6 protein-coding genes and 1 pseudogene are annotated in these 13,140 nt (G+C 70.3%); 4 read left to right on the top strand and 3 right to left on the bottom strand.

What is annotated here, in order from left to right:
* Window positions 1-12 precede the first annotated feature (12 nt).
* The gene (locus KN815_RS00270; protein ID WP_216338952.1) at window positions 13-1,065 is read left to right on the top strand and encodes an alcohol dehydrogenase catalytic domain-containing protein; all 1,053 of its coding nucleotides are present in this window, start codon (window positions 13-15) and stop codon (window positions 1,063-1,065) included.
* A 122-nt stretch (window positions 1,066-1,187) separates the two neighbouring features.
* On the opposite strand, the gene KN815_RS00265 is transcribed toward KN815_RS00270, so the two are convergent.
* The 3 genes from KN815_RS00265 to KN815_RS00255 all read right to left on the bottom strand — a co-directional run bounded on the left by KN815_RS00265 (window position 1,188) and on the right by KN815_RS00255 (window position 6,516).
* Entirely contained in the window at window positions 1,188-3,176 is a 1,989-nt protein-coding gene (locus KN815_RS00265) for a right-handed parallel beta-helix repeat-containing protein (protein ID WP_216338950.1), read from the bottom strand.
* Between the two features lie 164 nt (window positions 3,177-3,340).
* Complete coding sequence (locus tag KN815_RS00260; protein ID WP_216338948.1) at window positions 3,341-4,771, bottom strand: sugar porter family MFS transporter; 1,431 nt, start codon at window positions 4,769-4,771, stop codon at window positions 3,341-3,343.
* A gap of 959 nt (window positions 4,772-5,730) precedes the next feature.
* Window positions 5,731-6,516, bottom strand: coding sequence for a FadR/GntR family transcriptional regulator (locus tag KN815_RS00255; RefSeq protein ID WP_216338946.1), 786 nt, complete (start codon window positions 6,514-6,516; stop codon window positions 5,731-5,733).
* Window positions 6,517-7,009: 493 nt separating this feature from the next.
* Between KN815_RS00255 and KN815_RS51450 the strand changes: the two are divergent.
* The 3 genes and pseudogenes from KN815_RS51450 to KN815_RS00245 form a co-directional block, all read left to right on the top strand.
* Window positions 7,010-11,848: pseudogene (locus KN815_RS51450) on the top strand (type I polyketide synthase); the annotation flags it as partial.
* A gap of 36 nt (window positions 11,849-11,884) precedes the next feature.
* Window positions 11,885-12,100, top strand: coding sequence for a hypothetical protein (locus KN815_RS52695; protein WP_507229897.1), 216 nt, complete (start codon window positions 11,885-11,887; stop codon window positions 12,098-12,100).
* Between the two features lie 35 nt (window positions 12,101-12,135).
* Window positions 12,136-13,140 (top strand): beta-ketoacyl [acyl carrier protein] synthase domain-containing protein (locus KN815_RS00245; RefSeq protein WP_216338941.1); only part of this gene is annotated, 1,005 nt, incomplete at its 3' end.

Genomic DNA, 13,140 nt, shown 5'->3' with positions numbered 1-13,140 from the left:
AGGCCGCAAGCGATGCTCGCTGCCCGATGGCACGGCCGTTACGACATCCGCGTCGAGGACGTCGTGCCGCGCGTGCCCCGTGATGACGAAGTGCTGGTCAAGGTCCACTGGTGCGGTATCTGCGGCACCGATTTGGAGGAGTACCGCGCCGGACCGCTCATTATCCCGACTGACGAGCCGCACCCGCTCAGCGGTCGGATGGCGCCGCTGACGCTCGGACATGAGGTCGTCGGCGAGGTCGTCCGCGCCGCCCGCGACGGAACCGGCCCCGCTGTGGGGACTCGTGTGGTTCCGGACGTGGTCAATGGCTGCGGACAATGCTGGTGGTGTCTTCGGCACGAAGAAGGGCTGTGTCCCAGCGTTTGCGTTCCGGGCCAGCAGGACGACGGTGGCCTGGCGCAGTTGATGATCGCGAAAGCCCGGACCTGCGTATCGGTGCCGCCCGGACTGCCGATGGAGACCGCCGTCCTCGCCGAACCGGCTGCCGTGGCGGTCCGCGCGGTCCGCAAAGTACCCGAGATCATCGGCGCCGTCACCCTGGTCGTGGGCGGCGGGACGATCGGCCAGCTCACGGCACAGGCCGCGCTGGCCGCGGGCGCCGCAAGCTGCTTGCTGGTCGACCCGTCGGAGTACCGGCGCCGCTTCGCGGAGGCCCACTCCGCGGTCCGCGCCCATTCACCCGGCGACCTCGACGCCGCCCTGGCCGACCTCGATGCGCCAGGCGTTGATGTCGTATTCGAATGCAGCGGCGCCGACGGACAGTTGACGCGGTCCTTCGACCTCGTACGGCCGGGCGGCCTGGTGGTGGCCGTAGGGCTGGGCTCCGGGACACAGCCCGTCCCACTGCCGGCCCTCGTCCTCGGCGAACGCCGGCTCGTCGGCTCCGCGGCCCATCTGTGGGACGCCGACGTCGCCCAGGCAGTGCGGCTGCTGGCCGACGGGCGACTCGACGCCGCAGGCATGGTCACCCACCGGATCCCGCTACCGGATCTGGTGACCGTCGCGCTTCCCCTGCTGTCACAGCCCGACCCCGAGGTCCTGAAGATCGCCATCGACTGCCGTTGACCGCATGATCCGGCGCCCGCACCGTGCCCGGTGCGGGCGCCGGATATCAGGGCGACCAGCGGGTAAATTTGCCGTCAGAAGGGCCCTGGTGTCCGTCGCGACGCCAGGCCGCTCGGATACGACTACGAGGGCCGTCCCCAGGCGTCGGTGCTCGGCACGACTCGCGGCCATACCTTGAACGCGTCCGTACCCCCGGCACTCTCGAACGGGCCGGGAAACGGCACACTGTTGGCACGTTGGACCCCGAGGAAGTCGCTCGATACTGACATATGCGATCCATCGGGGTTCGTGAACGCCTGGTCGGAGGTCGGCGCTTTCGTAAGCGTTGCGGTGCTCACGAGCGCTTGTGTCGATCGCCACGACTCGACGCGCGGCACTGCGAGATACCAGCCGTCGGACTTCTTCGTGAGTGCGGGCGTGTACGCCACCGAGGCAGCGTCCACTCCACCCTGTTCCTTTTCCGATGGGGTCGCACCCTTGGTGTGGACGTTTGCCTTCATCGTGATGGGACAGGACGCGCTTGCGGAATCCCAGACCGAGAGATCGGCCGAGGCGCCGAGGATGTTGTTCATCCACTGCTGACCGCCGAGCGGGATGTCCGCCTTGGCGACTGTCGTCGTTGAGTGCGGCTCCATGTAAGGCGTCTGTCGCTCATCCGCCTTCGCGAACACGGCTCCGGTTATGAGGTTGTGCGCCCCGGCCACCCCGTCCGACAGGCAGTTGAGCCCCCCGGCCGACAACATGACGTTGTTCGCGATGAGCAGCGGACCGTGATCCACCTCGGCAAAGATGTCGCTGTCGGCGTTGTGGTGGAACAGGTTCCGCACGACCTGGGTTCCCTGTGCCATCCAGTCCAACCAGATACCGGCATAGCCTCCGGTGTTGTAGATGTGATTCTCGGCAATGACGACATCAATGGCCGCATGAAGCTTGATGCCGCCCATTTCCGCTCCACCCCAAATCCCTTGGCTGTTGGAGTGGTAGATCTCGTTCCCGGTGATCCTGCTGCCAATCCCGCCGAGAGAGCCCACGATGCCGGTCTGGCCGCAGTGGTGGATCGTGTTGTTCCGGACGACGTGACCGCCGATGTTCGCGAACGACCAACCGCCCGAGTCCTGCGCGTCGGAGATCGTCAAATAGTAGCCTTCCGTCGTGCCGCGCAGCCCGTCGTATTCATCCGAATACTTTCCCAGGGCGATGCCGCAGCACCTGGAGTAGGCAATCTCGTTGCCCTCGATGACCCATCCCTTGCACCAGTAGGCGCTCACCAGTCCCCATTGTCCCATCGTCGGTGCGCACCAATTCGTGGCGGCATTACGAAGGGTGAAGCCGCGGATGGTGATGTAGTCGAGGTTGGTCGCGGCCGGTTTGAACGCCGTACCTCGGATACCGACCTCGACTGTTCCCTTGTTGGGGTCAACCCCGGGAAACTTCGCGGTGAGCGTCGTGTAGCCGCTCTCGTCGTAGCTCGGCTCGTACTTCGGCGCCGTCCCTTCCACAAGACCGTCTACGTCTGACCACCAGGATGCGTTCGGGTTCGAGGTCACCGCATCCAGGCTCGTTGCTTCCGGCAGCCAGGCGCCATCGAGGTACACCATTCCCACCCGGTGGATTCGCCCGTTGGCGTCGAACCAGTCGCCGTGCACCTGCCATGCGTAGGGGTTGAACCCGTTGAAGTACGAATTCTTGATCTTTAGCTGGTGGACATCGCCGGAGACTCGGGTCCAGCTCTCGAAGACATCGGAGCCCGTCACCGTCACCGAAGCCCCGGCGTCGGCCGCGTACGTGATCCGCATGTCGTCGCCGGTACCGCCCCGCGGGGGGATGACCTCCTCTCGGTAGGTCCCGGCACGGACCAGGACGACGTCGCCGGGCTGGGCCTTCTGCGCCGCCGCGTTGATCGTCAGTAGTGGCGCGCCGCTCGGCCCGTCCGCTGTGTCACTCCCGCTCTTGGAGACGTAATACACGGTTCCCGTCGCCGCCGCCGCGTTCGAGGTCGCGACCGGCGCGACCCCGGAGGCGAGCCCGGCTGACGCTCCGGCGCTGACCGCGAGGAACGCCCGGCGCGAGACGTCCCGGCGTATGGCGGAGTCCGGATGTCGCTCATTCATGTGAACCCTTCCGTGTGCCACTCATGCGGCCTCGGCACTCTCTGTGCGCTGACCTGCCGCCCTGGAAAGCGATGCGACTGATGCGGTTATACCGGTCAGACCACATGTATAGCCGTGACGTATCGACTGTCAATGGCTGCGGAGCAACTGCCGGGTTCGCCCTCCTATGAGTTCATGGCCTCGAGCGACCTGCCCTTCGTCTCCCTCACCCACATGAGGAGGAACGGGATGGAGAGCGCGGCACAGACGGCGTAGATCACGTAAGCGCCCGACAGGCTCCAGTCCGCGAGGCTGGGGAAGCTCACGGTGATGAGCCAGTTGGAGGCCCATACCGCCGTCGCGGCCAAGCCCAGGGCCGCGGCCCGGATGCGGCCCGGAAACATCTCGCCGAGCAGTACCCACAGCACCACGCCCCAGGAGAGGGCGAAGAACAGCACGAAGGAGTGCGCGGCGATCAGCGCTGTCGTGCCCTGTGCGTCAGGGATGGTGACCTTGCCGCCGGGGCCGCTCCGGTAGGAGAAGGCCCAGGCGACGAGGCCGAGCGAGACCGCCATGCCGACGGAGCCGATCAACGCGAGGGGCTTGCGGCCGATCCGGTCGACAGCGGCCATCGCGATGGCGGTTCCGATGAGGTTGATGATCGACGTGGTGAACGAGTAGAAGAACGAACTTGACGGGTCGATACCCACGGACTGCCACAGTGACGACGCGTAGTACATGATCACGTTGATGCCGCAGAGCTGCTGAAAGGCGGCGAGGCCGATGCCGATCCAGACGATCGGGAGGAGACCGAAGCGTCCGCCGAGCAGGTCCTTGAAGACCGGCTTCCGCTCGCTGGACACGCTCTGCTCGATCTCGGCGATACGGGCGTCCGGATCGGCGGTCGGCCCCTCGACCCGGAGGAGCACCTGCTTGGCGTTGTCGCGCCGGCCGGCGGAGATCAGATAGTGCGGCGACTCCGGGATCATGATGGTGAGGATCCCGTAGAGAGCTGAGGGGACCGCCATGATGCCGAGCATCCACTGCCATGCCTCGTATCCGGCGATCTCACCGCGCTGTTCGCCGTTGGCGGCGCTGAGCACGCCCCAGTTGATGAGTTGGGAGACAGCGATACCGATGACGATGCCGGCCTGCTGGAAGGAGGCGAGTCGCCCGCGATGCGCCGACGGCGAGATCTCCGCGATGTAGGCGGGCCCGATCACCGAGGCCATGCCGATCCCCACCCCGCCGATTACGCGCCATGCCACGAGGTCCCATAGCCCGAACGGCAGGGCGGAGCCGACGGCGCTGGCGGTGAACAGCGCGGCGGCGATCCGCATGGTGGGGACTCTGCCGATGTGGTCGGCAAGACGCCCCGCGGCGGCCGCACCTATCACACCGCCGATGAGCGCGGATGCCACCACCTGTGCGAGAGTCCCCGAACCAATGGCGAAGCGGTCCCGGAGGGCCTCCACGGCGCCGTTGATGACCGCGCTGTCGTATCCGAACAGGAAGCCGCCCATCGCGGCCGCGGCGGCAATGAAGATCACATGGCGTAGATTGTCCGTTGGTGCCCCATGATCTGAGGTCGGCTTCGTCTTGGTTGTATTGGCCATGCCGTTTCCTTCGGTTCAGTCCAAAATGTCGGGCACGCTAGCTGCGGCCCTGCCCTCAGGGCGTAGGGCAGTGAGGCGCCTGGGGCCGTCGGCCCGGCTGGGGTGATGGTCGGGCGATACGGAATGTCGGCCGTCCGCCGCGGAAATCCTCGAAGTGGGGGCCGCGGTTGCCCCACCAGATCTTGCGGGAGCGTCTCCGGAGGGTGGCTGCCGGACAAGGGCGGTTGGACAAGGTGGCGGCGCGGACCGAACGCCCGCCGGAGCTTGGCCGTTGCTGGGCCGCTCGATGCGATGCCGGTCAGCCGAGTGGGATCCGGCGCCGGAGGTGGTGCTGTAGCGGGCCTCGGCGAATCAGGCGTGGCCCGACGGGTCGGCGTCGGCTTGACCGAGCCATGCGGCAGGGCGCCAAGGAGGGGCGAGGGCCGTCGTGGTGGTTGACTCCGGCACCCCAAAGCCGTGACGCACGGCTGATCCGGCGGCCAGATGTTCCGGGTGGACGGGAATCACTCAAGGCGGGTCTTCGGGCGGGGCGCATTTCTCCTTGGGGACTGGACGGCGGGTGGCCGAAGCGGAAGAGATCGCGGGTTGGGTCCGGGTGGCTGCGCCCGGACGGGAGTTGTGGTGCGGATCTGTGCACTGCTGAGGAACACGGCCAACGTGCCTCTCTCTTCGGGACCAGGCCGACCACACCGATCGGGGAGGAAGAGTGACCACCGCCGGTCTGACCGGTTATACCGCTAGCTCTCTTTTCCCCTGCGCGGTGTCGATCTGTCAAGACATCGACCGCCGTCACTTGCGCGTGAATCCTGAACAAGGGTGCTGTGACGGCACGGGCTCGACGGCCAGGTCCCGACGGCAGCACAGCTCGCGTCCGAGGTCACTTTGCGCACGGCGGGAGATCGAGCCCCCTGGTCACCGACGGAGAGCCTGGTGGTGGAGGCAAGGGCGGCCGGAAGGGATCAGCGTCCGCCCGTCAGCTCCTCTTCGAGTCGGGCGACATCGATGCCCCGACCCGCCAGAACGTCCTCCAGCGGGACGTCCAGGTCCTCGCCATAGAGGTCCAGGGCCAGCCGCAGATGTTCGGACATACCGCTCCGGGCGGCCTCCGCGTCCCGCCGGGCGATGCGCTCATAGATGGTCACGTGCCAGGGGTCGGCGGCCCGCAACACCTCGCTGTCACTCAGGCTGCGCAGCATCAGGCCGTACACAAGCGGGCGAATCGCCCCGAACATCACTACGATGACCGGATTGCCGCTGGCCCGGGCCACCGCCTCGTGGAACGCGAGATCCGTACGGGCGAGCTGCTGGAGGGTGCGGGCGGCCTGGTGCCGCTCCAGCGCCGCACGGATCTCTTCGATCTGTTCGTCGCTCCCGTACTGCGCGGCCATCCCAGCCGCCTGGCACTCCAGCATCGTGCGCGCGGTGACCAGGTGTCGCGGCGTGACGCCGGTGCGCTGCGCGAGCCGGGTCAGCGGCCGGGCCAGATCGCTGGCCACCACCCCGCGTACGAACGAGCCGCGTCCGGGATAGATCTCGATGTACCCGCGTTCCTGTAGGCCACGGAGCGCTTCGCGGATTACGGGCCGGCTGACCTTGTACTCGGCGCACAGCGTCCGCTCGGACGGCAGTCGGTCCCCGACCTTGAGCGCACCGCTCAGGATCCGCTGTTCCAACTGGATCAGCACCTGCTCCTGGCTGACGTACGGCGGCGGTGCGCCGAAGTTGGCCGGGGTGTCCGATGTCATGGCGTGCTGACCTCCTCAAGGCTCCCGGGCAAGGATAGACCGGCATGACCACAAGCAGCCGGGCGGTTGCGAAGCCTGGGCCGGGGCAGGCGTGCGGATGCGGCAGCAGTCCTGCCGCCCGAACCTCGGTCGGAGTGCATTATCTGTATGAGCCCTTATGGCGATTCCGGGTTGCGCCGACGGAAGCACAATCTCCGAGACTAGGTCTTTATATAAAACCTTCAGCGTGCCTTCTGTCGGCAAGCCTCGGTGATATAGGTTCTATGACCAATGACCTTGCGGTTGGTCTGTGTGGACAATCTCTTTGTAGGCGCTTTCACGATTTCGACCATGTCGGCTTGAATTGGCGGACGGCCTCAGGTGTGGTCGCTCGGCGAGGTGCCCTGTCGTTGCTGATGATTCGCTGTGACCCGCCCTGTCAGGAAGGCATCGCATATGCATGTGTTGCTTTTCTGCCTGCGGGGTACCTTGTTTGGCTTCCCGGAGGGTTCGGATGGTGGGCAACGACAAACTGCTCGACTACCTCAAGCGGGTCACCACGGAACTCGACCTGACCACCGAACGCCTCCGGGCGACCGAGGAACGCGGGCGCGAGCCGATTGCCATCATCGGGATGGGGTGCCGCTTCCCCGGCGGGGTGGATTCACCGGAAGACCTATGGCGACTGATGATCGAGGGCCGGGACGTCGTGTCGGACTTTCCGACCGACCGCGGCTGGTCGCTCGCGCCGCCGGACGCCGTCGTACTGCCCGGTGAACCCGGTGCATCCGGTGAACCCGGTGCATCCGCGGCCGTCCCCGTCCGCCGCGGTGGATTCCTGGCCGGTGCCGACGAGTTCGACGCCGGTTTTTTCGGCATCGCACCGCGCGAGGCGCTCGCGACGGATCCACAGCAGCGGCTGCTGCTGGAGATCGCCTGGGAGACCTTCGAACGGGCGGGGATCGACCCCGAGTCGCTGCGGGGCAGCCGCACCGGGGTGTTCGCCGGGACGATGGGCTCGGATTACGCCCTCTCCGCGGTCCCCATACCGACCGACCTCACCGGGCACCTCATCACCGGGGCCTCGGGCAGTGTCGTCTCGGGGCGCATCTCCTACACCTTCGGTCTGCGCGGCCCCTCGATGACCGTGGACACCGCTTGTTCCTCGTCCCTGGTCGCTCTGCACCTGGCGGCACAGTCCCTGCGCTCGGGCGAGTGCGATCTGGCGCTGGCCGGCGGGGTGTCGGTGATGTGTACCCCGGCCGTCTTCGAAGTGTTCGCCCAGCACGGCGGCCTCGCACCGGACGGGCGCTGCAAGTCCTATGCCGCCGCGGCCGACGGAACCGGCTGGAGCGAAGGGGCCGGTGCGCTGCTGGTGGAACGGCTCTCGGACGCGCGACGCAACGGTCATCGGGTACTTGCCGTCCTGCGCGGCTCCTCGGTCAATTCCGACGGCGCGTCCAACGGCCTCACCGCCCCGAACGGGACGGCACAGCAACAGGTCATCGAGGCGGCGGTGGCCACGGCCGGACTCTCCATGGACGACGTCGACACGGTGGAGGGGCACGGCACCGGCACCAGGCTCGGCGACCCCGTCGAGGCGCGCACGCTGCTGGCCACGTACGGCCGCGACCGGCCGGCCGAACGGCCGCTGTGGCTGGGGTCGGTGAAGTCGAACCTCGGCCACACACAGGCGGCGGCGGGCGTGGCCGGCGTCATCAAGATGGTGCTCGCGATGCGGCACGGAGTGCTGCCCGGCACCCTGCACGTGGACGAACCCAGCGACCAGGTGGACTGGTCGGGCGGCGCGGTCCGACTGCTCACCGCGGCACGGGCCTGGCCGGAGACGGACCGGCCACGGCGGGTGGGAGTCTCGTCGTTCGGGGTGAGCGGCACCAACGCCCATGTCGTGCTCGAAGAGGCGCCGCCGACGACCGTGCTCGAACAGGCGCCACCGGCGAGCGTAGTCGAACAGGCGCCACCGGCGACCGTAGTCGAACAGGCGCCACCGGCGGACCTGCCCGGACAGGCGCCGCCGCCCTGCGCCGAGCGACGCCGCACACCGCACGCCGTCGTGCCCTGGCCGCTCTCGGCCCGTTCCCCGGAGGGGCTGCGCGCCCAGGCCGAGCGGCTGCGCGCGCACGTACGCGAATACGACCGGCGCCCGGCCGACGTCGGCTACTCGCTCGCGCTGACCCGCACGGCCCATGACCACCGTGCCGTCGTGCTCGGGAACGACCGGACGTCCCTCCTGGACGGTCTGGGCGCGCTGGCCGGGGAGTCCGGGCACGGTGTTCACCTCATCCGGGGGCGTCGGGCGGAGGCGGCGCGGCGGCCGGTCCTGGTCTTTCCCGGCCAGGGCACGGAGTGGGACGGGATGGCCCGCGAACTGCTGGACACGGAACCGGTGTTCGCGGCCCGGATGGCCGAGTGCGCCACCGCGGTCGGCGAATACGTCGACTGGTCGCTGCTCGACGTGGTGCGGGGCGTCGACGGCGCGCCGGGACTCGACCGGGTGGATGTGCTCCAGCCGGTGCTGTTCGCGACGATGGTGTCGCTGGCGGGCCTGTGGCTGTCGTACGGGGTGACGCCCGCGGCCGTGGTCGGGCACTCCCAGGGCGAGATCGCGGCGGCCTGTGTGTCGGGGGCGCTGTCCCTTCGGGACGCGGCGCGCGTGGTCGCCCTGCGCAGTAAGTCGTTGCGGCGGCTGTGCGGCCTCGGCGGGATGCTCTCCGTGGTGGCGTCGGCCACCGAGACGGCGGAGCTGCTGGAGCCGTGGCGCGAGCGCCTGTGGGTCGCGGCGGTCAACGGGCCGACGGCCGTGACGGTCTCCGGCGACGCCGACGCCCTGGACGAGTTCGAGCGCGAACTCTCCCGCCGGTCCATGCTGCGCTGGCGCGTCCCGGGAGTGGACTTCGCCGCGCACACGGGCCACGCCGACCTGCTCCGGGAGGAGATCGAGGCGTCCCTCGCGGGCATCGCACCGCGCGGTACGGCCGAGATCCCGTTCTACTCCACGGTCACCGGCGCCCGGCAGGACACATCGGGCCTCGACGCCGGCTACTGGTTCCGCAACCTGCGCCGGACCGTCAGGCTGGACACCGCCGTACGCGCCCTGCTCGACGCGGGACACGGCCTGTTCGTGGAGGTCGGCCCGCAGCCCGTGCTGACGATGGGCATACAGGACCTGATCGACGAGTCCGGCCGGGACGCCGCCGTCGTCGGCACGCTGCGGCGCGGCCACGGCGGCCGGGAGCAGTTCCTGTCCGCCGTCGCCGAGGTCCATGTGCGCGGGGGCGCCGTCGACTGGTGCGCCGCCTTCACCGACGCCGAGGTCGTCGACCTGCCCACCTACGCCTTCCAGCGCAAGCGCTACTGGCTGGCCGACGAGCGCGGACGGGAGGAGCGCGGACGGGAGGAGCGCGGACGGGAGGAGCGCGAGCGGACGGACCGCGAGCGGACGGAGACCGCGCCCGCGGCGCTGACGGCGGACGCGGCGGCCCGGCCGTTCTGGGACCCCGTGGACCGCGGCGATCTGCCCGCGCTGACCCGGCTGCTCGGCGTCACGGGTGACACTCCGTTGGAGGCGGCACTGCCCGCCATCGCCGCCTGGCACCGGCAGGCCCAGGAGCGGGCCGCCGCGGACTCCTGGCGGTACCGGATCGCCTGGACGCCCCTGGCGTCGACCGGGACGCAGGCCCCGCAGGGCACCTGGGTGACCGTCCTGCCGGAGGCGCACGAGCGGGACGAACGGGTCCGAGCCGTGCTCGCCCGCCTGGCGGACGGCGGCGCGGAGGTCAGGACGGTGACGCTGTCGACGCACGACGCGGACCGCAAGCGGATCGTCGAACCGCTGCGGGACGCGCTCGGCGGCCCCCAGCCGGTCGCCGGAGTGGTGTCACTGCTGGCCCTGGCCGAGGAACCCCACCCGGACCACCCCGCGCTCCCCACCGGAGTGGCGCTGACGCTGGCCCTGGCGCAGGCCATGACGGCGGAGGCCAGGAGCACGGCGAAGCTCTGGTGTCTGACCTGGGGCGCGACGTCCGCCACCGGCCGGGCGCCCAGCCCCGCCCAGGCGCAGATCTGGGGCCTCGGGCTCGCGGTCGCGCAGGAGCACCCGAGGCTGTGGGCGGGCCTGGTCGATCTGCCCGCCGCGCCCGACCCCGCCGCCGAGGCACGGCTGAACGCGGTCCTGGCGGGCGGGACCGGTGAGGACCAGATCGCGCTGACCGCGTCGGGCGCGACGGCCCGCAGACTGGTCCGGGCCGGCGCCCCGGAGCGCGCCGGCGAGCCGTGGCGGCCACGGGACACCGTCCTGGTCACCGGCGGCACCGGAGCGCTGGGCTCACATGTCGCCCGGTGGGCGGCCCGCAACGGCGCCCGGCACGTGGTGCTGCTCAGCCGCCGGGGCGCCAAGGCCCCGGGCGCCGCCGAACTGGCCGCCGAACTGGGCGAGTCCGGCGCCACGGTCGCGTTCGAAGCCTGCGACACGGCCGACCTCGCCGGGCTCGCCGAGGTGCTCGCCCGCATCCCCGAGGAGACACCGCTGCGCGCGGTGGTGCACTCCGCCGCCGTGAGCGGCGACCACGCGCCGGTCTCGGAGACGACGGTCGAGGAGTTCGCCGAGGTGGTCACCGGCAAGGCCGTGGGCGCGGCCAACCTGGACGCCCTGCTCGCCGACACCCCGCTGGACGCCTTTGTCCTGATGGCATCGCTCTCCGGCGTGCTGGGCGGGGGCGGCCACAGCGCCTACAGCGCGGCCAACGCCCATCTCGACGCCCTGGCGGAACGGCGCCGGGCCGCCGGACGGCCGGCCACGTCGATCGCCTGGGGCGGCTGGACCGAGACCGGTCTGTCGGACACCCCGGACGAACTCCGGGAGCTGTTCCACCGGCTCGGGGTCAGGGCCATGCCCCCCGGCCCGGCGATCGCCGCGCTGAGCCGGGCCGTCGCGGACGGCACGCCGACGTCGGTGGTGGCGGACCTGGACTGGTCGCTTTTCATCCCCGCGTTCACGGCCCTACGGCCGAGCCCGCTCGTCGCGGACTTCGCCGGCGGCCCGGGCACCGACGGCCCGGACCGGGCGGCGCCGCTGCGGGAACGGCTGGCCGGGCACTCCCCGGCCGAACAGGAGGACATCCTGCTCGACCTGGTGCGCGAACGCGCCGCCGGCGTGCTGCGCCAGCCGGAACCGGAAGCGGTCGAGGTCGACCGCAGCTTCCGCGGCCTGGGCTTCGACTCGCTGATGTCCGTCGAACTGCGCAACCGCCTCAACGCCGCCACCGGACTACGGCTGCCGACCACCGTGGTCTTCGAGTCCCCGACCCCGCAGGACCTCGCCCGCCGACTGCGCTCCGAACTCGCGCCGACGGACGACACCGGACTGCCGGTGGCCGCCTTCGCCGAACTGGACCGGCTGGAGGCCGGTCTGAACACCACCGCCTTCACCGCCGAGGGGCGGGCCCGGGTCACCGCCCGGCTGGCCGCCCTCGTGGCGAACTGGACCGCCGCCGCCCCCGGCGGTGAGGCGGCCGAGGTGATCCCGGAGGGGGCCGGCGACGAGGAGATGTTCCGGTACCTGCACGACAACTTCGGCATCTCCTGACACCAGCCGGCCGACCCACCGACCGAGGAACGACCATGTCCCAGGACGACCGTCTCCGGCGTCTCCTGCGCGAGACCGCCGCACAACTCCACCACACCCGGCAACTGCTCACCGAGGCCCGGGACCGCCCGCTGGAACCCGTGGCGATCGTCGGCATGGCCTGCCGCTACCCCGGCGGCGCCGACTCGCCCGAACGGCTGTGGGAGCTGGTCACCACCGGAGCCGACGCCATCTCCGCGTTCCCCGCCGACCGCGGCTGGCCATCGCCCGGCGCCGGACCCGACCAGGGCGGATTCCTCCACGACGCGAGCGGGTTCGACCCGGAGTTCTTCGGCATATCGCCGAAGGAGGCGACCGGGATGGACCCCCAGCAGCGACTGCTGCTGGAGACCGCGTGGGAGGCCGTCGAGCGGGCCGGGATCGATCCCTCGACCCTGCGCGGCAGCCGCACCGATGTGGTGGTCGGCGGCGCCTTCACCGGTTACGCGCTCAGCACCATGGGCGCCTTCGACGGGTCGGAGGGCGACGCGGTCACCGGCAGCTCGACGTCCGTGCTGTCCGGCCGGATCTCCTACACCCTCGGACTGGCCGGCTCCGCCGTCACCCTGGACACCGCCTGCTCCTCCTCGCTCGTCGCCCTGCACCTCGGCATCCGCTCACTGCGTGCGCACGAGTGCGACCTCGCGCTGGTCGGCGGAGTCACCGTGACCGGATCGCCGACACCGATCGCCGAGTTCGCCCGGCAGGGCGGCCTGGCGGCGGACGGGCGGTCCAAGGCGTTCGCCGACACCGCCGACGGCATCGGCTGGGGCGAGGGCGCCGGCCTGCTGCTGGTCGAGCGGCTCTCCGACGCCCAGCGGCACGGGCACCCCGTGCTGGCCGTGGTGCGGGGCAGCGCCACCAATCAGGACGGCGGGTCCAACGGCATCACCGCGCCCAGCGGTGCCGCGCAGCAGGCCGTGATCCAGCAGGCGCTGGCCGACGCGGGCCTGTCTCCCGCGGACGTGGACGCGGTCGAGGCCCACGGCACCGGTACCAGC

Source organism: Streptomyces niphimycinicus (assembly GCF_018883605.1).
Classification (GTDB): domain Bacteria; phylum Actinomycetota; class Actinomycetes; order Streptomycetales; family Streptomycetaceae; genus Streptomyces; species Streptomyces niphimycinicus.
This window is presented reverse-complemented; position numbering and strand designations above follow the sequence as displayed.